The sequence below is a fragment of the Leekyejoonella antrihumi genome, assembly GCF_007845645.1.
GTDB classification, from domain to species: domain Bacteria; phylum Actinomycetota; class Actinomycetes; order Actinomycetales; family Dermatophilaceae; genus Leekyejoonella; species Leekyejoonella antrihumi.
In genome coordinates this window covers 138,858-160,118 of the sequence record NZ_VCQV01000004.1, presented here as the reverse complement: position 1 = coordinate 160,118, position 21,261 = coordinate 138,858, and the positions used below count along the sequence as shown (strand labels likewise).

19 protein-coding genes, 1 tRNA gene and 1 riboswitch are annotated in these 21,261 nt (G+C 67.2%); of the genes, 6 read left to right on the top strand and 14 right to left on the bottom strand.

The features are described from left to right. Positions 1 to 82: 82 nt before the first annotated feature. Complete coding sequence (gene cysK / locus FGL98_RS04570) at positions 83 to 1,018, bottom strand: cysteine synthase A (protein ID WP_146315557.1); 936 nt, start codon at positions 1,016 to 1,018, stop codon at positions 83 to 85. A gap of 195 nt (positions 1,019 to 1,213) precedes the next feature. Between cysK and FGL98_RS04565 the strand changes: the two genes are divergently transcribed. The 4 genes from FGL98_RS04565 to FGL98_RS04550 all read left to right on the top strand — a co-directional run bounded on the left by FGL98_RS04565 (position 1,214) and on the right by FGL98_RS04550 (position 6,030). After that, positions 1,214 to 3,493: a (Fe-S)-binding protein gene (locus FGL98_RS04565; protein ID WP_146315556.1), complete on the top strand. Its 2,280-nt coding sequence runs from the start codon at positions 1,214 to 1,216 to the stop codon at positions 3,491 to 3,493. Positions 3,494 to 3,587: 94 nt separating this feature from the next. Continuing rightward, positions 3,588 to 3,932, top strand: coding sequence for a hypothetical protein (locus FGL98_RS04560; protein WP_146315555.1), 345 nt, complete (start codon positions 3,588 to 3,590; stop codon positions 3,930 to 3,932). 20 nt (positions 3,933 to 3,952) lie between these two features. Continuing rightward, positions 3,953 to 4,591, top strand: coding sequence for a hypothetical protein (locus tag FGL98_RS04555; protein ID WP_146315554.1), 639 nt, complete (start codon positions 3,953 to 3,955; stop codon positions 4,589 to 4,591). Then, positions 4,591 to 6,030: a PGAP1-like alpha/beta domain-containing protein gene (locus FGL98_RS04550; protein WP_146315553.1), complete on the top strand. Its 1,440-nt coding sequence runs from the start codon at positions 4,591 to 4,593 to the stop codon at positions 6,028 to 6,030. The genes FGL98_RS04555 and FGL98_RS04550 overlap by 1 nt, the downstream gene beginning before the upstream one ends. Positions 6,031 to 6,100: 70 nt before the next feature. Here FGL98_RS04550 and FGL98_RS04545 read toward each other — a convergent pair whose 3' ends face one another. From FGL98_RS04545 to FGL98_RS04495, 11 genes are all read right to left on the bottom strand, one after another. After that, entirely contained in the window at positions 6,101 to 6,736 is a 636-nt protein-coding gene (locus FGL98_RS04545; RefSeq protein ID WP_146315552.1) for a LysE family translocator, read from the bottom strand. A 224-nt stretch (positions 6,737 to 6,960) separates the two neighbouring features. Beyond that, on the bottom strand, positions 6,961 to 8,937 hold the full coding sequence (locus FGL98_RS04540) for an ABC transporter ATP-binding protein (protein ID WP_146315551.1): 1,977 nt from the start codon (positions 8,935 to 8,937) through the stop codon (positions 6,961 to 6,963). A 163-nt stretch (positions 8,938 to 9,100) separates the two neighbouring features. Then, positions 9,101 to 10,834, bottom strand: a complete 1,734-nt coding sequence (locus tag FGL98_RS04535; protein WP_146315550.1) for an ABC transporter ATP-binding protein — start codon at positions 10,832 to 10,834, stop codon at positions 9,101 to 9,103. Positions 10,835 to 10,862: 28 nt separating this feature from the next. After that, positions 10,863 to 11,528, bottom strand: a complete 666-nt coding sequence (locus FGL98_RS04530) for a TetR/AcrR family transcriptional regulator (protein WP_146315549.1) — start codon at positions 11,526 to 11,528, stop codon at positions 10,863 to 10,865. Between the two features lie 61 nt (positions 11,529 to 11,589). Next, the gene (locus FGL98_RS04525; protein ID WP_146315548.1) at positions 11,590 to 12,522 is read right to left on the bottom strand and encodes an ABC transporter substrate-binding protein; all 933 of its coding nucleotides are present in this window, start codon (positions 12,520 to 12,522) and stop codon (positions 11,590 to 11,592) included. Between the two features lie 125 nt (positions 12,523 to 12,647). Further along, the gene (locus tag FGL98_RS04520) at positions 12,648 to 13,421 is read right to left on the bottom strand and encodes an ABC transporter permease (RefSeq protein WP_146315547.1); all 774 of its coding nucleotides are present in this window, start codon (positions 13,419 to 13,421) and stop codon (positions 12,648 to 12,650) included. Then, entirely contained in the window at positions 13,418 to 14,059 is a 642-nt protein-coding gene (locus FGL98_RS04515; RefSeq protein ID WP_146315546.1) for an ABC transporter permease, read from the bottom strand. Before FGL98_RS04515 ends, FGL98_RS04520 begins: the two co-directional genes overlap by 4 nt. Continuing rightward, on the bottom strand, positions 14,056 to 15,183 hold the full coding sequence (locus tag FGL98_RS04510; protein WP_146315545.1) for an ABC transporter ATP-binding protein: 1,128 nt from the start codon (positions 15,181 to 15,183) through the stop codon (positions 14,056 to 14,058). Before FGL98_RS04510 ends, FGL98_RS04515 begins: the two co-directional genes overlap by 4 nt. Before the next feature lie 122 nt (positions 15,184 to 15,305). Next, complete coding sequence (locus FGL98_RS04505; protein ID WP_146315544.1) at positions 15,306 to 15,956, bottom strand: alpha/beta hydrolase family protein; 651 nt, start codon at positions 15,954 to 15,956, stop codon at positions 15,306 to 15,308. Positions 15,957 to 15,960: 4 nt separating this feature from the next. Beyond that, on the bottom strand, positions 15,961 to 16,536 hold the full coding sequence (dcd, locus tag FGL98_RS04500) for a dCTP deaminase (RefSeq protein WP_146315543.1): 576 nt from the start codon (positions 16,534 to 16,536) through the stop codon (positions 15,961 to 15,963). A gap of 9 nt (positions 16,537 to 16,545) precedes the next feature. Next, entirely contained in the window at positions 16,546 to 17,379 is an 834-nt protein-coding gene (locus FGL98_RS04495; protein WP_146315542.1) for a methyltransferase domain-containing protein, read from the bottom strand. Between the two features lie 153 nt (positions 17,380 to 17,532). Between FGL98_RS04495 and FGL98_RS04490 the strand changes: the two genes are divergently transcribed. Beyond that, a tRNA-Gly gene (locus FGL98_RS04490) sits at positions 17,533 to 17,603 on the top strand. A gap of 203 nt (positions 17,604 to 17,806) precedes the next feature. Beyond that, positions 17,807 to 19,261: an argininosuccinate synthase gene (argG, locus tag FGL98_RS04485; RefSeq protein ID WP_146315541.1), complete on the top strand. Its 1,455-nt coding sequence runs from the start codon at positions 17,807 to 17,809 to the stop codon at positions 19,259 to 19,261. Between the two features lie 15 nt (positions 19,262 to 19,276). Here the strand turns inward: argG and FGL98_RS04480 are convergent, their stop codons facing one another. Continuing rightward, complete coding sequence (locus FGL98_RS04480) at positions 19,277 to 20,119, bottom strand: arylamine N-acetyltransferase family protein (RefSeq protein WP_146315540.1); 843 nt, start codon at positions 20,117 to 20,119, stop codon at positions 19,277 to 19,279. 113 nt (positions 20,120 to 20,232) lie between these two features. Next, positions 20,233 to 20,862: a superoxide dismutase gene (locus FGL98_RS04475; protein ID WP_146315539.1), complete on the bottom strand. Its 630-nt coding sequence runs from the start codon at positions 20,860 to 20,862 to the stop codon at positions 20,233 to 20,235. Between the two features lie 144 nt (positions 20,863 to 21,006). Further along, positions 21,007 to 21,224: riboswitch (cobalamin riboswitch) on the top strand. The last annotated feature ends 37 nt before the right edge of the window (positions 21,225 to 21,261 follow it).

Sequence of the window (21,261 nt, the reverse complement as noted above, 5' to 3'; positions counted from 1 at the left end):
GAGCCTGCGAGCGCAGAACTTCGTGGGGTGGCTTGGTGGGGTTGCTTGGTGGGGTGGCTCTGGTGGGGTGGCTTGGTTCGGTCTAGTCGACCAGGCCCTCGAAGAGCGGCGTGGAAAGGTAGCGCTCCCCGAACGACGGGATGATGACGACGATGGTCTTGCCGGCGTTCTCCGGGCGGCCCGCGACGTCGTTGGCGGCAGCGAGCGCGGCACCGGACGAGATGCCTACGAGCAGTCCCTCCTGGGTGGCGGCCTTGCGGGCCCACTCGAACGCCTGCTCGGCGTAGATGTCGATGACCTCGTCATAGACGTCGGTGTCCAGGATCTCCGGCACGAAGTTGGCGCCGAGCCCCTGGATCTTGTGCGGGCCGGCCTTGCCACCGTTCAGCAGCGGCGCCTCGGCCGGCTCCACGGCATACACCTTGACGTCCGGGTTGCGCTTCTTGAGCACCTGGCCGACACCGGTGATGGTGCCGCCGGTGCCGATGCCGGCGACCAGGATGTCCACCTTGCCGTCGGTGTCACGCCAGATCTCCTCGGCAGTGGTCTTGCGATGGATCTCGACATTGGCCTCGTTGGCGAACTGGCGCGCGAGGACCCCGCCGCGCTCCTTGGCGATCTTCTCGGCCATCGCGACCGCGCCCTTCATACCGTCGGCTGCCTTGGTCAACACCAGCTCGGCACCGAAGGCGCGCAGCAGGGCGCGGCGCTCCTTGCTGGCGCTCTCCGGCATGGCCAGGACGACTTTGTAGCTCTTGGCGGCACCGACCATCGCGAGTGCGATGCCGGTGTTGCCGGAGGTGGCCTCGATGATCGTGCCGCCGGGCTTCAACTCGCCCGCGTCCTCCGCGGCCTGGATGATCGCGGCGCCGATGCGGTCCTTCACCGATGCCCCGGGGTTTCCGTACTCCAGCTTGGCGGCGACGATCGTGCCACTGTCGCCGGTGTCGATGATCCGATTGATGCGGACCAGCGGTGTGTTGCCGATCGCCTCGGTCACGTCATTGAGTATGGGCACGGATACCACCTTGCACGTCGGAGCCGGTCGGCTCATAGAGGTCGGTTGTCGATCGCGACAACCACTTGCCTGTTATACCTATTCCAACACTTCGTTATTTTCTTCCGGTCGGCGCCCCACCCGGTGGCGAGATCGTCGGCCCACGCGGTCGGTCCAAAAGTTACCGAACAGTAGTAGATAGGTAGACTCGCCCCCATGTCTGCACTCCAGATCGTCGCCGCAGTGATCACGGTCGGCATCACCATCGTCGGCGTCGTGCTGTTCGCCCGGGCGGTCGCCCACTTGGTCGGCATCTTCCGCGTGGGAGCCCCCGATCACCGCACCGACCACAAGGGCGCGCGCACCACGACGCTGCTGCGCGAGTTCCTCGGTCACACCCGAATGTCACGGCTGCCCGTGGTTGCCGCCGCGCACTGGGTGACGATGATCTCCTTCGGGCTGCTGTTCTTCACCCTCCTGGCGGCCTACGGGCAGATCTGGGACCCGTACTTCTCGCTGCCCGTCCTCGGCCACTTCATCCCCCTGGAGTGGCTGACCGACCTGTTCTCCTGGGCCGGCTTCATCGGCATCAGCCTGCTGATCCTCAACCGCCGCGGCCGGCACCCGGCGCGTTCCGAGGGCGTCGACGGTCGCCGGTCGCGCTTCTTCGGTTCTACGTTCTGGCAGGCCTACTTCGTCGAGCTGGTCATCCTCGGCGTCACCATCTGCGTGCTGTCCCTGCGCGGCCTGGAGTACGCCCTGGGCAGTGCCACCCACGACCACCATGCCAGCGCGCTGCACTACCCGCTGACCTTCTTCCTCGGCGACGCGTTCGGTGGGATGTCGATCGGCTCGATGAAGCAGCTGATCGTGGTCATCGCGACGCTGAAGATCCTCATCTCCATCGTCTGGATGATCACCATTGCCGTGAATATCACGATGGGCGTCGCCTGGCACCGGTTCCTCGCGTTCTTCAACATCTTCTTCAAGCGACACGCCACGGGCCGCACCTCGCTCGGTGCGCTGGCGCCGATGAAGGTCGGCGGCGAGCCAGTGACGATGGAGACGCTGGAGGACCTGGACGAGGATGCGACCCTCGGGGTCGGTTCGGTCGAGGACTTCACCTGGAAGGGCCTGCTGGACTTCTCCACGTGCACCGAGTGCGGACGCTGTCAGAGTCAGTGCCCGGCCTGGAACACCGAGAAGCCGCTGTCGCCCAAGCTGCTGATGATGACGCTGCGCGACCACGCGAACGCCAAGTCGCCGTTCCTGACCGCTGCGCAGGACGCCCGGGAGGGACTGACCGATGAGCAGCGGGCCGTGGCGCAGGTGCCGCTGATCGGTGACACCGGCTACGACATCACCTCGCCCCTCACCGCATACAACCCCCACGGCCCGGACGCCGTGATCGATCAGGACGTGCTGTGGTCGTGCACGACCTGCGGCGCCTGCGTCGAGCAGTGCCCGGTCGACATCGAGCACGTGGACCACATCGTCGACATGCGCCGCTACCAGACCCTGATCGAGTCGGCCTTCCCGAGCGAGCTCGGCGGGCTCTTCAAGAACCTGGAGAACAAGTCCAACCCCTGGGGTATGTCGGCGCGAGCCCGCCTGGACTGGGCCAAGGACCTGCCCTTCGACGTTCCGGTGTTCGGCACGGACGTCGAGAACCTGTCCGATGTCGACTACCTCTTCTGGGTCGGCTGCGCCGGCGCCTACGAGGATCGCGCCAAGAAGACCACTCGGGCGGTGGCCGAGCTGCTGAACACGGCCGGCGTGAGCTTCGCGGTGCTCGGCGATGGCGAGTCCTGCACCGGCGACCCGGCCAGGCGCGCGGGCAACGAGATGCTCTTCCAGGCGCTGGCGTCGCAGAACGTCGAGACCCTCAACGAGGCCGGTGCGACCAAGATCGTGGCGACCTGCGCGCACTGCTTCAACACCTTGAAGAATGAATACCCGCAGCTCGGCGGCAACTACGAGGTCGTGCACCACACCCAGCTGCTGAACAAGCTGGTACGCGACAAGCGGCTCACCCCGGTCAGTCGCCCGGACGAGGCCGACACCAGCGGCGCCGCGTCGACCGGCGGCTCGGTGACATTCCACGACCCCTGTTACCTGGGCCGGCACAACGGGGTTTACGCACCGCCGCGTGAGCTGCTCGGCGCGCTGCCCGGTGTGGAGTACAAGGAGATGGAGCGGTCCGGCGAGAAGTCCTTCTGCTGCGGCGCCGGCGGCGCCCGCATGTGGATGGAGGAGAAGCTCGGCAACCGCATCAACATCAACCGCACCCAGGAGGCCGTGGCGACCGGCGCCGACCGCATCGCGGTCGGCTGCCCCTTCTGCCGGGTCATGCTCACCGACGGGCTGACCGCGGAGCAGTCCGAGGGGAAGGCGCGCGAGGAGGTCGAGGTCGTGGACGTCGCCAACATGCTGCTGGCTGCCGTCCGACGCGGCCAGGACCCGAAGGACGAACCGGCTCCGGTAGCAGCGGAGTAGCCCCGCTTCCACAACCCTCGCCGGACCGCGCCAGTTGCCCCACCCCAGTGACAGCGGCCCCCGAGAGGCGTTGCGCTGGAGTGGACTAGGGGTCATGACCGACGATCCCGAGGAGATCCGAGCCGCGGCACGCAAGGTGTCCGCCCTGGCAATCCGCGCTCGCCAGGAGGCCCAGCACGTCACGACGCAGAGCGCCGTGCACTGGTCGAGCGTGGCAGCCGATCGCTACCGAGATCGGCTTGCCGATCGGGCCGCCGACTTCATGAGCCGCGCGGCGGATCTGGATGCGCTCGCGCACGCGCTGCTCGCGCACGCCAGGCACGTCGAGGACCACGAGCAGGCCATCGCGCGCGCCGCCAAGATCCTCGGTGGCGATGTCACAGCGATCATCCACGACGCCGAAGGCCTGGTCTCCGACGCCGTGAGGCTGGCGTCATGACGTCGGTAGAACATGGCATCGTGACTGACCCCCATGAGGTCACGGCGGTCCTGTGCGCAATGACGCTCGAGCGCAATCGGCTGCTGCTCGGCGCAACGCGGCACGCGCGCGCGCTCGGCGCGGTCGTGGTCGTCAAGCGGGATCGCTTCGTGCTCACCAGCACGCTGCTCGAGCCCACACCCCCCGCGCCGGTGCTCGCCACCGCACGTGGTGACGTTGCCGATCTCGGCCTCGAGGCGTGCACCATCGTCGACGACATCGCGGACTACCTCGCCGTTCCGCCGCAGCCACTGGCACCAGGCCGCGCGGAGTCCCTTACTGCGGAAGATGCCCTGATGCTCGCCGAGCAGCTCAGGCGTGGAGACCCCACGCACATCGACGAGGCACTGGGCCTCATCGGTCTGTCCCACCCGCCGACCTGGCTCGTGCACCTCGCGCCCGGCTGCCAGGCCCGGCTGTCGGCGACCCTCCTCGACCGGGTGGGATTCGAAGTGTTCGCCGATATCACGGTCACTCCGGACGGTTGGGGTGAGTTGGTGAGCAGCGAGGACGAGACGCTCACGTTCGACCCGATGACGCTCGAGGACGTCCAAGCCCGCATCTGCCAGGCCTGCGATGTGCTGGCCACGCGGTCCGGGGCATCCCGGCGGGTGGCCTGATGGGAGGCGGCTGCACCTCCAGCGGCGGACCGCTGTCCACCGATGCCAATCTCATCGACATGCGCTACACGGCTGGCGCCCTGGACGGTTCGGGCGACGAAGCCACCATGCTGTGCGGTGAGGTGCTGAGGATCGCCGCGCACCTGCCGGTCAAGAGCGCGCTGCTCTCGCCCGGCTCGGCGGCGCAGGTGGCCGAGCACGTCGCCGGCCTCAGCATCGGTCCGGCCAGCTTCGGCGCTCTCGCCGTCCGTATGGAGGTCGTGTCCCGCGGCATGCGTGCCGGCGCCACGGCCTACGAGACCGCCGACCTGGTGAACCGCAATGCGCTGGCGGCGATCGCGATCATCGCGGCGCCGACCCGGTTGACGATCAGAACGCTCAACGTTGCGACACTGGCCACGGTCCAGACGGCCGGTTCAAGTCCGGGACTGTTCACCAATCCCGCCACCTACGGCTCCGGGCTGCTCTTGGCGGCGCGGCGGTGGGGGTCGTTCTTCGTCAGCGATCTGGGCGCCGCCGCGACGAGGGACCCGAGCATCGTCGACGACGGTCTCGCCGTCTTTCGCGAGATGTTCTGGATGATCCGACCCGGCGATCCCCGATTCGAGAGCCAGGTCGGCCAGCTCCTGGCCATCGGCCGGCATGCGGGCGTCTTCACCGACGGCACCCCACTGACCGTTACGCCGGTCGCCGATCACCCGGTCCCGCATACTCCGGTCGACGGGCCGAGGGATCTCGGCGACCTGGCCGCGCAGGAGGCCATGGTCGAAAGTGGCGCGCTCGGCGGCGACGCGCAGGCCCGCGTGCGAGTGCACCATGTGACCCATTCGGACGGCAGCGCCGCCTGGATCGTCAACATCCCCGGCACCCAGAACTGGCAGGTGAACGGCCCACACAACCCGACCGACGCAACGGCCAATGTCGCATCGATGGCCGGTGCACCCCTCGCCCTCTATCCGGCCATCACCACCGCCATGCGCATGGCCATGAAGCAGGCGGGAGTCCCCCCGGGCAGTCAACCGGTGATGCTGGTCGGGCACAGCCAAGCCGGCATCGTCGCCACCCGGATGGTGCAGAACCCGAGATTTCAGAAGGAGTTCAACGTGACCCAGGTGGTCACGATGGCGGCGCCGGTGACACGCATGAAGGTGCCAGACGGCGTGCACGCGCTGGAGATCGAGCACGTCGGCGACCTCGTGCCGAGCCTGGACGAGGCGCGCCTTCCGACGCAGGCGAACGCCGGTCAGCTGACCTGCGACACGGACCTCCCCACCGACAATCCGCTGGATCTGCATTCCGCCGATCTCTACGCCGAGACCGCGCGCGAGCACCTGGGTCGCGACTCTCCGGATCCGCTGGCGCGCCGGTTCTATGACCGCAGTGAGCCGTTCCTCGGCGGGACGGACACGGTCTACGACTACTACGTGCGCCGACCCTGACCTCGGCCCTCCTGTTGCACCTGCCGGCCGGCATGCGAGTGCCACTGGTGCCGAAATGCATCGCGTCACGCTATCCGGTGATGGTCAGGACGGCGATCCCTACGTAGGCCGCGCTGCTTATCCGCGCCAGTCGTCGCGACAGCGCCGGGGGACCATCCCGATGCCGGGCACGGAGCGTTCTGGTTGCCGCGGTGAGCAGGACCCACAACGAGTCGCACACGCAGGCGATGACGACAGTGCAGGTCCCAAGGAACAGGAATTGGGCGATCGGGTTCCCGTGGCCGGCGCGCACGAACTGCGGCAGGAAGGCCAGGAAGAACAGGACGGTCTTTGGATTGAGGACGTCGACGACGAATGCCGCGCGCAACAACTCCCACCGAGTGTGGCTTCTGGGCGGGCTGTGACTTTCGGGTGCCACAGCCGCCGCATCCCGCAGACCGCGCACGGCGAGCAGCACCAGATACCCGGCACCGGCGAAGCGAATGAGCTGCAGGACAACGGGCGACGAGCTGACGAGCGCGGACAGCCCGAACGCCGCGCCGAGGACGTGGATGCACAGGCCCACCTCGAGACCAATCACCGTCAGCAACCCGGCGCCGAGCCCCCACTTGAGCGTCCGCGTGACCGCGAACAGCACCGACGGCCCAGGGGCCGCGAGGACCAGGAATGCTCCCCCCAGAAATGGACCAAGCTCCGCACCGCGCATTCGCCGGTCACCCCCACAGGTCGACCAGGGCGATCAAGCCCGACACCAGGGTCACGAAAATGACGCGGACACGACGAACGGTACTCACCCTGACGGCTCTTTCTGATCACATCGCATGGAGAGCGGTGCCCTGATTGAAAGTCCATCGTCGATCGTTAGAACTGGTGGAACATCCCCCGGATGGGTGAGATGGCGGCCGGCGGCCGGCAACCTCGACGCGTGGATCAGACCCGCGTCATGGTGTTCGGGTCATCGTCGTCCTCATCGACGATCGCACCCTCGAACTGCGACATGTAGAGCCGGAAGTAGGCGCCCCTCGCCTCGAGCAGGTCGAGGTGGTTGCCCTGCTCGACGATGCGACCGTCCTCCATCACCAGGATGGTGTCGGCATCACGAATCGTCGAAAGTCGGTGCGCAATCACAAAGCTCGTGCGATCCGAGCGCAGCGCCGCCATTGCGTGCTGCAGCATCACCTCGGTGCGCGTGTCGACCGACGAGGTGGCCTCGTCGAGGATCAGCATCGCCGGGTCCGCCAGGAAGGCGCGAGCGATCGTGATCAGCTGACGCTCACCCGTGGAGACGTTGGACGCCTCTTCGTCGATCACCGTGTCATAGCCATCCGGAAGCGAGTGCACGAACCGATCGACGAAGGTCGCCTCCGCGGCTTGTTGGATCTGCTCTTCGGTGGCGCCGATCCGCCCGTAGGCGATGTTGTCGCGGATCGTTCCGTGGAAGAGCCAGGCGTCCTGCAACACCATCCCCACGCGCGAGCGCAGATCGGCGCGTGGAATCTGGGTGATGTCCGTCCCGTCCAGCAGGATGCGGCCCGAGGTGAGCTCGTAGAAGCGCATGATCAGATTGACCAGCGTCGTCTTGCCGGCGCCGGTCGGCCCGACGACGGCCACTGTCTGGCCCGGGTTCACGGACAGCGCGAGGTGCTCGATCAGCGGCTTGTCCGGCGTATAGCTGAAGCACACGTCCTGGAAGTCCACTCGACCGCGGGTATGCGGCAAGGTGCCGTGCGCCTCCTCGCTCTGCTCCGGTGCGTCCAACACCTCGAAGACACGCTCGGCACTGGCAACACCGGACTGCAGCAGGTTCACCATCGACGCCATCTGGGTCAGCGGCTGGGTGAACTGCCGGGAGTACTGCACGAATGCGGTGATCTCACCGATGGACATGCCACCGGAGGCCACCCGCAACCCGCCGATCACACAGACCGCGACGTACTGCAGGTTGCCGACGAACATCATCACCGGCATCACCAGTCCACTGATGAACTGGGCGCGCCAGCTGACCGTCATCAGCTCGTCGTTCTTCTCGCTGAAGGTCGCGTCCACCTCACGCCGGCGGCCGAACACCTTGACCAGCTCGTGAGCACTGAAGGTCTCCTCGATCTGTCCGTTCAGCTCGCCGGTGTGCTTCCACTGGGCGGCGAACAGCTTCTGCGAACGCTTCATGACCTGCCCGGTCACGAGCATCACGATGGGGATCGCCACCAGCGCCAGCAGGGTGAGCAGGAGCGAGACCGTCAGCATCATCACGATGACACCGATCACCGTGAGGCCGGAGAAGAGCAGCTGGCTCATGGTCTGCTGCAACGACTGACCGATGTTGTCGATGTCGTTGGTGACGCGGGAGAGCAGCTCGCCGCGCGGCTGACCGTCCAGATAGCTCAGCGGCAGCCGGTGCACCTTCGCCTCGACGTCCTCGCGCAGCCCGCGCATCGTCGTCTGCACCGCATAATTGAGCATGCGGGCCTGGATGAGCTGGCAGATCGAGGCAACGAGATAGAGCACGAGCACGATCGACAGGATCTTGCCCACTGCGCCGAAGTCGACGCCTACCCCGGGCACGAAGTCCATCCGCGAGAGCATGTCTGCGCGGGTGCCCTCGCCCCTTGCCCGAAGGGCGGCCACCACCGCGCTCTTCGTCGTGCCCGCCGGCACGTGCATCGCGCCACCGACCGCACCGCTGAAGATCTTGTCGACCGCGGCGCCAAGGATCCGTGGGCTGATGACGTTCATCACCACGGCCGAGACCGTCAGCACGCTGATGATGATCACCCGCGTCTTCTGCGGTGCGAGCAGACCGATGAGCCGCTTGGCCGACCCCTTGAAGTTCATCGGCTTGTCGGCGGCGCCGATGCCCATCATCGGTCCGCGCTGCCGCACCGGCCGGCGGGTCGTACTGATGCTCATGCGATCCCCCTCTCAGCGCCCATCCGAGTGATTATCGGGGTCCCCGCGAAGTACCGAGCGACGAAGGAGCGAGTACTGCCGGGGTCCCCGCGAAGTACCGAGCGGAGCTGGGGGCACCTCCCGCTTGCGGGGGAGGACTTCGTGGGGTGGCTCTGTGGGGAAATCATGCTGCGTCCTCTCCGCCGAGCTGGGAGGCGACGATCTCTTGATACGCCTCGCAGTTCAGCAGCAGCTCGTCGTGGGTGCCGATACCCATGACTGCGCCGTCGTCGAGGACGACGATCTGGTCGGCGGTGATGATCGTCGAGATGCGCTGAGCGACCACGAAGACCGTCGCCTGGGTGACATGCGGCGCAAGTGCCGCGCGCAGTCGACGATCGGTTGCGAGGTCCAACGCCGAGAACGAGTCGTCGAAGAGATAGATGGTCGGCCTGGCCACCAGGGCGCGCGCGATGCAGAGCCGCTGCCGCTGGCCACCGGACACGTTGGTGCCTCCCTGCGAGATGTCGGCGTCCAGGCCGCCGTCCATGTGCTCCACGAAGTCGCGAGCCTGCGCAACGTCGAGAGCGGCCCACAGCTGGTCATCCGTGGCGTTGGGATTGCCGTAGCGCAGGTTGCTGGCAACGGTGCCGGAGAAGAGGTAGGCCTTCTGCGGCACGATCCCGATGTGCCCCCAGAGCTGGTCCGGATCGAGGTCGTGAATGTCGATGCCATCGACCTTGAGCGTGCCTGCGGTGGTGTCGAACAGCCGCGCGATCAACGAGATCAGCGTCGTCTTGCCGGAACCGGTGGAGCCGACAATCGCCACGGTCTGCCCTGGCTCGGCACGCAGCGACACGCCTTTGAGCACCGGTGCGTCCGCGCCGGGGTACTCCATCGACACATCCTGCAGCTCGACGACACCACGCAGCCGGCTGGGCCGCAGCGGAGTCTTCGGTGGCGCGACCGACGGCTCGGTGTCGAGGACCTCGGTGATGCGCTCGGAGGCGACGGCCGCACGCGGGATCATCATGAACATGAAGGTCGCCATCATCACCGACATCAGGATCTGGATCAGATAGGTCATGTAGGCGGTGAGCGAACCGATCTGCACGCTGCCCTGGTCGATCTGGTGCGAACCGAACCACCAGATGGCGACCGTTGACGCGTTCATCACCAGGAAGACCGACGGGAACATCGTCATCATCAGCGCGCCCACCCGGATCGCAACGTCCGTCAGGCTGTTGTTGACCCGGGTGAAACGCTCCCGCTCATACGGCTCGCGGACGAATGCCCGGATCACCCGGACGCCCGAAAGGTGCTCTCGCATCACCCGGTTGACCAGGTCGATCCGCTTCTGCATCAACCGGAATCCCGGCACCATCTTGCGCACGATCAAGGAGATGACGGTGCCGAGGACGACCACGGCCAGCACCATCAGCCAGGACAGGCCGACGTCCTCCTTGAGCGCCATGACGACCCCGCCGCACATCATGATCGGTGCGGAGATCATCAGGGTGCAGCCCATCAGCACCACCATCTGCACCTGCTGGACGTCATTGGTGCTGCGGGTGATCAGCGATGGGGCACCGAAGTGGTTGACCTCACGGGCGGAGAAGCTGCCGACCTTCGCAAAGATCGCGCCGCGCAGATCCCGCCCGACGCCCATCGCGATCCGCGCGCCCATGTATGCCGCACCGACGGCCGCGCAGATCTGGAATGCGGTGATCAGCAACATCCAGCCACCGGTATGCCAGATGTAACCGGTGTTGCCGGTGATGACACCGACATCGAGGATGTCTGCGTTGAGGTTGGGCAGGTAGAGCTGGGCGATCACACTCACCAGCTGAAACGCGGTGAGCGCCAGCACGTATGGCAGGTACGGCCGGAGGCGCTGTTTGACGAGGCGGGCTAGCACGGGGTCTCCTCGGTCTTCATGGTGGATCTCATTTCGGCAGCCTCATGACGTTACGCTCTTGCGACAGGTCGCCGTCAACGTGGTTTTCGTCGGCCCACGGTGCACGCCGCACACCGGTGAGCACGACATCGACGATCTCCTCCGGCGTCATGACCTGCCCGGCGCACACACCCTCGTGGCTGCCGGAGAAGGTGAGCAGTCGCAGGTAGCGCAGCAGCTCTCGTGCGCTGACCCGCAACTGGTCGTGGTCGCCTCCGACGATGCGGTCCATGGCGTCCAGGACCGGCTGCGTCCGGTCGCCCTCGGCGTCCGGGTGGTCCTTCACCACCGGCGGTGCGGTCAGCCCCAGGGCCTGCATCAGCCCGAAGACGTTCTGCAACCGGATCTGCACGATCCGCACGAAGTCCACCAGCCGGTCGCGCAACGGCTGGTCCAGGCGGATGCCGTCCATCTCCAGGTCGGATGTCCGCGTGGAGAAGGCTTTGGCGATCACGGCATCGATCAGCTCGTCCTTGCTGGCAAAAATCCGAAAGATCGTGCCTTCGGCAACCCCCGCGGCCTGGGCAATCTCGCGGGTGCTGAGCGGTCTTCGTTCCTGGCGCAGCGCATGCATCGTGGCGTCGATCAACGCCTCGCGGCGCTCCTGCACCGGCAGGGGCCGGGCCCGACGCGGCGCGGCTCTGGACGTTGGCACCGACCCAGCATACCCGACTGAGTGAGTGCTCACTCAGTCGTGCATGCCGGGTCGGTCGGGGTCAGGACAGGCCCTGGTCCTTCAGGAACTGGTTCGCGACCGCCTGGGGGTCCTTGTGGTCGACCTGCACCTGCTTGTCCATGGCGCCGAGGTTGGCGGTGGTCAGCTTGGCCTGCACCGCGTTGAGGATCTTGGTGACCTGCGGCGTCGCCTTCGCCTTGTTCATCAGCGGCACGACGTTGTCCGACCCGAAGATGTGCTTCGGGTCCTGCAGCAGGACGAAGTGGTCCGTGATAATCGACGGGTCGGTGGTGAAGATGTTGGCGGCCTGCGCCTGCCCGTTCTTCAGCGCCTGCACGACCGCGTTGCCCTGCAGCGGGATGAACTTCGGCGTGAAGTGATAGTCGGACTGCAGACCCAGCAGTCCCTGCTGCCGGCCCTTGAACTCGGGCGGCGCTGCAAGAGTCACCTGACTGGAGTGCTTGGCGAGATCGGCGATCGTCTTGAGATGCCACTTGTCGGCGGTCGCCTTGGTGACCGCTATCGAGTTGGCGTCCTGTGCCTGCGACTTGTTCAGCAGGACCTGGGTGGCCGGGATCTTGGTCTTCAGGGCGTTGTAGATCGCCTGCGGGTCCTTCTGGTTCGCCGTCTTGTCATAGAAGGTCAGCAGGGAATACATGTACTCCGGCACCAGGTCGATCGACCCGTCCTTCAGAGCCTTGAGATAGACCTCCCGCGCCCCGATGGGGTCACCCGTGGTCGCCTTCACGCCCTTTGCGTTGAGCGCGCCCGCATAGAGGTCGGCCAGCACCTGCGACTCCGGGAAGTTGGCCGCGCCGACGGAGATCGTGGTCGACGGCGCCTTGCTTGCCGGGGCGGCACCGGTGGAACTGTTACTGGAGCTGTTGCTCAGTGGACTGCTGCCGCCGCCGCAGGCAGTCAGGGTCAGGGCAGTCGCTGCTGCGGCCGCCGCGATGCCGATCGTGCGCTTCATGTTGAATCCTGTCGTTGTCACGTCTTACTCACTGTCAGTCGGTCGTCGAACATTGCAGAACCCAGCTGGTGGACACCACCACGAGGCGGAAGGAGCCCGTAACCCGCGGACTCGGTCGGTAATGACTAGCCCTTGGCCACAACACCGACCACCCCCGGTTCATTCTCCGACGCGGTCGGTTGGCCCCGATCCGTCCTCGTTCGCCGACCACGAAAACGAGAGGTACCGCCACTCAGCCCGGGCGACACCACTGCCGCCTGCAGCGCGGCCAGCACTGTGTCGACCCCGAGAGCAAGGAGCGCGACGACGATCGCACCGCCTGCCATCACGTTGTACTCCCCGAGCGCGAGCCCGTCGATCAGGAACCGGCCGAGGCCGCCCAGGCTCACGGCGGAGGCGATGGTGGCAGTCGCGATCACCTGCAGGGTCGCGCTGCGCACCCCGGAGAGCATCAGCGGCAGCGCGCACGGCACCTCGACCTGCAGCAGCACCTGACCCTCGGTCATCCCCATGCCGTGCGCGGCATCACGAGCGGCCGGATCCACGCCCGCCACACCGGCATAGGCCCCGGCCAGCAGCGGCGGGATCGCCAGCACGACCAGCACAACGATGCTCGGCACGACGTAGGCCGAGTTGCCGTGCAGCTTGGGCCCCAGCCACAGGGCCACGGCGAAGAGCAGGCCCAGGCTGGGCACGGCGCGCAGCGAGTTCGCTGCCGTCACCATCCACCGGCCGCGTCCCGTGTGGCCGATCCAGAGCCCAAGCGGGATGGCGAGCGCCGAGGCGATCAGCACGGTGATGGCGCTGTACTCGAGGTGCTGCAGCAGCCGATGGCCGATGCCGGCGCTGCCCTCCCAGCTGGATGCGCTGGTCAGCCACTGCCAGACCTGGGTGATCATGCGGCGTTCACCCGCTGCCAGGGCGTCAGCACTCGCGCGAGCAGGACGATCGTCAGGTCGAAGATCAGCGCGAGCACGACGCACGCGACGATCCCGACGCCGATCTCCGTGCCATAGGTGCGTTCATATCCGTCGGTCAGGTAGAAACCCAGCTGCGAAATCCCGACCAGCGACGCCACGCTGACGATGCTGACGTTGCTGACCGCGGCCACCCGTAAGCCGGCCGCCAGGACGGGCACCGCGAGTGGCAGGTCGACCGCCAGGAACCGCCGCGCCGGGGTGTACCCCATGGCCGTTGCGGCCTGGCGCACGTCCGCCGGCACCGCGGCGAGCGCATCGGACACGGATCGCACCAGCAGGGCGATGGTGTAGATGGTCATCGCGATGATCACGTTGAGCGGGTCGAGGATCTTGGTGCCGATGATCAGCGGCATCAGGATGAACAGTGCCAGCGACGGGATGGTGTAGAGCAGCCCGGAGCCGACCACCAGGAACGGCCGCAGCACCCGCGACCGCTGCGCAAGCCAGCCGACCGGCAGCGAGATCAGCAGGCCGAGGAACAGCGGCAGGCCCGCCAGCCAGGCGTGCAGCAGTGCGCGGTGCACGATGTCGCCCCAGTTGGCGCTGACGAAGCTCACGGGGACTCTGCCGGCGCGATGTCCGCCGGGTCGATCGCGGGTCGTTCGGCGGCATCGATGGCGCGCAGCACCTCGTCGGCCCGCACGGTGCCGAGCAGCCGCCCGTCGTCGTCGACGACCACGCCTCGGCGGCTCGGCGCAGACAGCGCAGCATCCAGGGCGGCCCGCAGCGGACCGTGATTGCGGGCGACCGTGCCGCCGCGATGCAGCATCGCCGACTCGATGGGCACCGTGATCCGCTGCGGCTCGATCCAGCCCTGCGGACGACCGTCGGTCACGACCAGCAGCCAGCCGTCGCTGGTGGCAAGGCGGGCCTGCGCCGGCGTCGTGCCGAGCTCGACGGTCGGCTCGGGCCGCAGCGGGAAGTCCGGTGCATCCTGAAATGCCAGCGCCCGATATCCCCGGTCGCGGCCGATGAAGTCGGAGACGAAGTCGTTGATCGGATGTGCCAGCAGGTAGGCCGGCTCGGCCAGCTGAGCGAGCCGGCCGCCCACCTCCAGCACCGCGACCTTGTCACCGAGCTTGATGGCCTCGTCGATGTCGTGCGTCACGAACACGATGGTCTTGCCGAGCTCGCGCTGCAGGCGGAGGAACTCATCCTGCAGCTGCTCACGCACGATCGGGTCGACCGCGCTGAACGGCTCGTCCATCAGCATGACCGACGGATCGGCCGCGAGAGCCCGAGCCACGCCCACTCGCTGCTGCTGCCCGCCGGACAGCTGGGAAGGGTACCGGACCGCGTAGTCACCCGGAAGCCCAACCAGCTCCAGCACCTCGTGAGCGCGGGTGCGCGCCTTCGCCTTGCTCCACCCGGCCAGCCGGGGCACGGTGGCGACGTTGTCCAGCACCGTGCGATGCGGGAAGAGCCCCGCGTGCTGGATGACGTAGCCGATGCCACGACGCAGCTGGGCGGGCGCGATCTGGCCGACCGGTTGCTCATCCAGCAGGATCTGCCCGGATGTCGGGTCGATCATCCGGTTGATCATGCGCAGCGACGTCGTCTTGCCGCAGCCGGACGGCCCGACCAGCACGGTGATCTCACCACGCTGGGCCTCGAAGGACAGGTTGTCCACCGCCACGGAGCCACCGTCGAACTTCTTGACCACCCGATCGAAGCGGATCATGCGCTCGAACCTAACGCAGCCCGCCGACAGTCCCAACACTTAGGGCGGATGAATCTCGCATACTTCGCGTGTTGACCCCGAGCGTGTCTCCGGAAACCACCGCGGTGCGTGGATACCTGGCGCTAATCCCCCGTGAGCAACGTGTCCATGAGGAACAGTGACGCCGTCCGATGCCAGGTGCGCGCCCGCAGCATCATTGCGTGCTTGTCCGGCAGCGAGAGGTAGGTCGCCCGCCCGCCGGCCGTGCGCACACGCCGCACCAGGTCGGCGGAGGCGCGCGGGTCGGTGACGGTGTCATAGCGGCCGTGCACCACCAGCAGCGGGGTTTCGGCGAACACGTCTTCCCCGTAGCTGTCGGCGCGCCAGGGCGCGAGGGCGACCACGCCGGCTACGTCGTCCCGGCCCGCGAGCTCGAGACAGACCCGGCCGCCCATCGAGTGGCCGACGATCCCGAGGGGTTTGCCGGGGAAGCGCCCGCGCAGCCGCTCCAGGGCCCAGACGGCGTCACGGACGGGAGACTTGTGCGGATCGTTCCAGCCGCGCACGGCATACCGCAGCACCGCCGCACCGACCCGGCCCTTGCTGCGGCGCTCGATGTCTCGGGCGATCGGCAGCATCCGGATCAGCGGCAGGTCCCGGCGCGAGGTGCGCTCCATGCTGTCGGGATGGCCACCGTGCAGCACCAGGGCAATGGCGTCGGGAGTCTGCGCACGAGGGCCGACAAGGAACGGCCGGGCACCGTCGACTACCGGGCCGGCCTCCCACCCGGGCACGACGTCAGACCGTCCCGCGTCTGAAGTTCTGGAACGAGCGGCTCGCCGTCGGGCCGCGCTGACCCTGGTAGTGCGACCCGTAGCGTGCGCTGCCGTAGGGGTTCTCGGCGGGGCTGGACAGCTGAAAGAAGCACAGCTGGCCGATCTTCATCCCCGGCCACAGCTTGATCGGCAGGGTCGCCACATTGGACAGCTCCAGGGTTACGTGACCGCTGAAACCGGGGTCGACGAACCCGGCCGTCGCGTGGGTCAGCAGGCCCAGCCGGCCGAGGCTGGACTTGCCTTCCACCCGTGCCGCCACGTCGTCGGGCAGCGTCACCGCCTCATAGGTGGACCCGAGCACGAACTCCCCCGGGTGCAGCACGAACGGTTCGTCGTCGGCGACCTCGACCAGCCGAGTGAGCTCGTCCTGCTCCTCCGCGGGGTCGATGAAGGGGTACTTGTGGTTGTCGAAGAGCCGGAAGTAGCGATCCATCCGGAAGTCGATGCTGGAGGGCTGGATCATGGCCGGGTCGTAGGGGTCGAGGGAGACCCGCCCGGCGTCGATCTGGGCGCGAATGTCGCGGTCGGAGAGCAGCACGCCCCAAAACTACCTGGCCGACGCTTCGGCGTGTGCGCGTCTGGCGACCAGATGCACCAGCCCGGCCATCTGACGGTAGGGGTCGGTGCGTCCCAGCAGCTCCTCCAGGGCGAAGACTGCCGCCAGTTCGTCACCGTCGTCGGGGACCGAAGCGGCCGGTGACACGCCGTCGGTCGCGACCCGCACGCCGTACCAGGCCTCGACCGACAACCCAGCTGCCTCGCACGTCGACATCAGGTGGTCCAGTCGATCCGCACGAGCCGCCGCACCGATCTCATTGGTATACCGCGCGTCTCGACCCGCTGCCGCAGCCGCCTCGGCCTCGTTCATCGCTGTGAGCGCCTCGGACCACTGCTTGCGGATCGCCGGGCGCCAGGCCATGGCGCTCGCATTGCGCGTCAGCAGCGACAGGATCCCGCCCGGCGCGACCCGTGCGGCCAGCTCGGCCACCGCTTCGGCGCTGTCCGGCAGATACATCAGCACCCCATGGCAGAGGACCACGTCGTATGCGGTGTCGGCCACCGCGTCGGGCAGCGCACCGAGGCGCCCGGCCACGACCCGGACCCGGCCGGCGGAGCGGAAGGGGCCGGAGTCGACCGCAGCAGCCAAGCGGTCCCGCATGACCGGGTCCGGTTCGAGCGCCGTCACCTCATGTCCGAGCCGCGCGAGGTGCAGGGCCTGGGTGCCCTGACCCGCACCGATGTCGAGGACACGGGCGTGGGGCGTCGGCAGGTGGTGCGCCAGTTGACGCGAGACCATTTCCTGACGGACGACATTGCGCAGGTTGCCCAGTCGTCCGAGCCACTGGTCCCGTCCCACTGTGAACGGGTCGGGCTGCGTCATGACTGTCTCCGTCGGGCCCGGCGCATCCTGGTGAGCACCACTTATCGACCATCGTAGGAAAGTACCGAGGGCGCCGTTCGGCTTCCACGCGCTAACGCGTTAGAATCCTGCGGCACGTGCCGGTCGGCTTCTCGGAGTCGCCGGACGCGCGTTGCGGGCGTAGTTCAATGGTAGAACATCAGCTTCCCAAGCTGAATACGCGAGTTCGATTCTCGTCGCCCGCTCTCCACGCCAATGCGCCGGCCGGTGAAGGCCTGGCCCAACCCGCATATCGGCACCAGCGAGCGCCATGTGCGCCTCTCAGCCGCCGGACCGCCCGCATATCGGCACCAGCGAGCGTCATAGTGGGATCGCCCGACCGCCTCGTCGTCCCGTGGCACCTTCACCCACATTGCATGATCATGCAACATCATGCATACTTATGCACATGTCTAAGGTGCTCACTTCCCTGCCCGTCGGCGAACGCGTCGGCATCGCCTTCTCCGGTGGCCTCGACACCTCGGTCGCCGTCGCGTGGATGCGTGACAAGGGCGCCGTCCCGTGCACGTACACCGCCCACCTCGGGCAGTACGACGAGCCCGAGATCGAGACCGTCCCCGAGCGGGCAAAGTCCTACGGCGCCGAGATCTCCCGCGTCGTCGACTGCCGCGCCGCGCTCGTCGAGGAGGGCCTTGCTGCGCTGACCTGCGGTGCGTTCCACATCCGCAGCGGCGGTCGCAGCTACTTCAACACCACTCCGCTCGGCCGCGCCGTCACCGGCACCCTGCTCGTGCGCGCGATGCTCGAGGACGACGTGCAGATCTGGGGCGACGGCTCCACCTTCAAGGGCAACGACATCGAGCGGTTCTACCGCTACGGCCTGCTGGCCAACCCCGCGCTGCGGATCTACAAGCCGTGGCTGGACGCCGGTTTCGTCACCGAGCTCGGTGGCCGCAAGGAGATGTCCGAGTGGCTGGTCGCACACGACCTGCCCTACCGGGACAGCACCGAGAAGGCCTACTCGACCGACGCGAACATCTGGGGCGCGACGCACGAGGCGAAGTCCCTCGAGCACCTCGACACCAGCCTCGAGATCGTCGACCCGATCATGGGCGTCCAGTTCTGGGACCCAGCGGTCGAGATCGCCACCGAGGATGTCACGATCGGCTTCAAGCAGGGCCGCCCGGTGACGATCAACGGCAAGGAGTTCGACTCCGCAGTCGACCTGGTGCTGGAGGCCAACGCCGTCGGCGGCCGGCACGGCCTGGGCATGTCCGACCAGATCGAGAACCGCATCATCGAGGCCAAGAGCCGCGGCATCTACGAGGCGCCGGGCATGGCCCTGCTGCACGCGGCCTACGACCGACTGGTCAACGCGATCCACAACGAGGACACCATCGCCGCCTACCACAATGAGGGTCGGCGCCTGGGTCGGCTGATGTATGAGGGTCGCTGGCTGGACCCGCAGGCGCTCATGGTGCGCGAGTCGCTGCAGCGGTGGGTCGGCATGGCGGTCACCGGCGAGGTGACGCTGCGGCTGCGCCGCGGCGAGGACTACTCGATCGTGGGCACCGCGGGCCCGGCGTTCAGCTATCACCCGGACAAGCTGTCGATGGAGCGCACGCTCGACTCCGCGTTCGGCCCGGTGGACCGGATCGGCCAGCTGACCATGCGCAACCTGGACATCGCCGACTCGCGCGCCAAGCTCGAGCAGTATGCGGGGATGGGCATGGTCGGCAACACCGGCCCCGCCTCGATCGGCGCCGCGCAGGCGGCCTCGACCGGTCTGATCAGCTCGGTGTCCGATTCGCAGGACTCGACGGATGCCATCGCCTCACGCGGCACCTCGTCGGGAGACGACGAGTGGCTGGACCGTGCGGCGATGGAGTTCGGCACCGACTGACCGAGCGCACCCACCCTACCTACATGCAGCACCCCGCCGAAGCCTGCTGACGATGGCCGCGAGACGTTCCTGCTCGTGAGTGTCCAGGTCCACGCCGACGTCGCACACGGCAGTGACCACCTCATCGACCGACAGCTCGGTATGCACGGCCTCCAAGCCGCGCGCCCGCACCGTCCGGGCGCGCTCGGTGATCGTGACGTGCGCCTCGGGCAGATGGCGCATGACGGTCAGACGCTGCAGGAACGTCGAGCCCGGCTCGCGCGACGTGATGAAGTGCCCGGTGCGCACATCGCCCGGATGCACGGTCAGCTCGTCGATGTAGTGCTGGACCTGACCATCGCGGAGCAGCACCCACAGTGTGCTGCCGTGGTCATCGACCCGCTGCATGCTGAACTTGCGTCCATGGTCGGTGCGGGTCGCCCCCTCCCGCAATGCGATTGGCCCTGTCACGCTGAAGCCAAAGCCCGGGTCGCACAGCCACTGCGAGCCGTCCAGCGCGGCGATGACGGTCGTGTGGGTGCGCGTGTTCGTCACGGCATGCACCCGACCCATCGCGCGACGCACCGCGAAGCCGAGCCACTCGAGGGCCGCAGCAAACAGTTGCGCATGCTCGAAGCAGTAGCCGCCGCGCCGCCGCCGGACCAGCTGCTCCTGCACGACGCCCGGCGTGACACCGGGGTGGGTGCCGAACAGCACGTCGACGTTGCCGAAGCACAAGGTGTGCACGTGCGCGTAGTGCAGCGCCTCGAGCAGATCGAGCGTCGGCTCGGCAGGGCGCACTCCGAGCGCCTCGAGGTATGCCGGGATGTCGAACAGGTCCGTGCGCCAAGACTCCCCGGTCAGCGGCGCATCCGTCATCTCTGGGCCCCTTTGCGTAGGCAGGCACCCAGCATAATGACGGCACCGCAACGCGCTGAGTGACAGGGACCCATGCCCTGCCACTCAGCGTGCTTTCGTCGTATGCCGGGTGCCTACTTCTTCGGCACGACCAGCCCGGCCGTTGCGGTGCGCGCATTGGCGAAGCGCGCCTGCACGTCCGCCCAGTTGACGACGTTCCACCACGCCTTGACGTAGTCCGCCTTGACGTTCTTGTACTGCAGGTAGAACGCGTGCTCCCACATGTCGAGCATGAGCAGCGGGGCGATCCCCACCGGCAGGTTGCCCTGGTGGTCGTAGAGCTGGCAGATGAGCAGCTTGCTGCCCACGCTGTCCCACGCGAGGATCGACCAGCCGGAACCCTGGATGCCCAGCGCGCTGGCCGCAAAGTGCGCGCGGAACGCGTCGAACGAGCCGAACTGGTCATCGATGGCCGAGCCCAGGTCGCCGTCCGGCTTGTCGCCGCCGTCCGGAGACATGTTCGGCCAGAAGACCGAGTGGTTCACGTGGCCGGCCAGGTTGAACGCAAGGTTCTTCTCCAGCATATTGACGCTGCCGAAGTCGTTCTTGTCGCGCGCGTCGGCCATCTTCTCCAGAGCAGTATTCGCACCACCGACGTACGCCTGGTGATGCTTGCTGTGGTGCAGTTCCATGATCTCGCCCGAGATATGTGGTGCAAGTGCGCCGTAGTCATACGGCAGCTCGGGCAGTGTGTAGTCCGCCACTGGTTGAACTCCTCACGGTTCGATTCGGTGTTCACGCGTGCGAATGACTCGCACGCTCTCAGGTTATCCCGCGCCGACGCTGCGAAAACAGGGGATCCGGGCAACACACCATGTAGGGGCTTGGCAATCGGCTTCCTACTAGATAGTGTGCTCTCAGCAGCTGGTTCGGAAAGATCGTCCGCGATCTTCCCGAGGCAAGAGGGAACCCGGTGCAAGTCCGGGACTGCCCCGCAGCGGTGAGTGAGGACGAACGCCGTCATCAGCACTGGGCTCATGATTCGAGCCTGGGAAGCGACGGCCAGTAGGTGAGCCGAGCGCTCAGATTCACAAGTCCGAAGACCTGCCAGCGCACCGCCCGGGCCCCGGGCGGTGGTCCGCGGCCCCGAGGGAGGGCCCCAC

What these genes read in the sequence shown, in the direction of transcription:
- FGL98_RS04540 (WP_146315551.1), bottom strand. Translation starts at nt 8,937, where the DNA reads ATGAGCATCAGTACGACCCGCCGGCCGGTGCGGCAGCGCGGACCGATG.
- FGL98_RS04560 (WP_146315555.1), top strand. Translation starts at nt 3,588, where the DNA reads ATGACCGACGATCCCGAGGAGATCCGAGCCGCGGCACGCAAGGTGTCC.
- FGL98_RS04495 (WP_146315542.1), bottom strand. Translation starts at nt 17,379, where the DNA reads ATGACGCAGCCCGACCCGTTCACAGTGGGACGGGACCAGTGGCTCGGA.
- FGL98_RS04520 (WP_146315547.1), bottom strand. Translation starts at nt 13,421, where the DNA reads ATGATCACCCAGGTCTGGCAGTGGCTGACCAGCGCATCCAGCTGGGAG.
- FGL98_RS04525 (WP_146315548.1), bottom strand. Translation starts at nt 12,522, where the DNA reads ATGAAGCGCACGATCGGCATCGCGGCGGCCGCAGCAGCGACTGCCCTG.
- FGL98_RS04565 (WP_146315556.1), top strand. Translation starts at nt 1,214, where the DNA reads ATGTCTGCACTCCAGATCGTCGCCGCAGTGATCACGGTCGGCATCACC.
- FGL98_RS04550 (WP_146315553.1), top strand. Translation starts at nt 4,591, where the DNA reads ATGGGAGGCGGCTGCACCTCCAGCGGCGGACCGCTGTCCACCGATGCC.
- FGL98_RS04510 (WP_146315545.1), bottom strand. Translation starts at nt 15,183, where the DNA reads ATGATCCGCTTCGATCGGGTGGTCAAGAAGTTCGACGGTGGCTCCGTG.
- argG (WP_146315541.1), top strand. Translation starts at nt 17,807, where the DNA reads ATGTCTAAGGTGCTCACTTCCCTGCCCGTCGGCGAACGCGTCGGCATC.
- FGL98_RS04545 (WP_146315552.1), bottom strand. Translation starts at nt 6,736, where the DNA reads ATGCGCGGTGCGGAGCTTGGTCCATTTCTGGGGGGAGCATTCCTGGTC.
- FGL98_RS04480 (WP_146315540.1), bottom strand. Translation starts at nt 20,119, where the DNA reads ATGACGGATGCGCCGCTGACCGGGGAGTCTTGGCGCACGGACCTGTTC.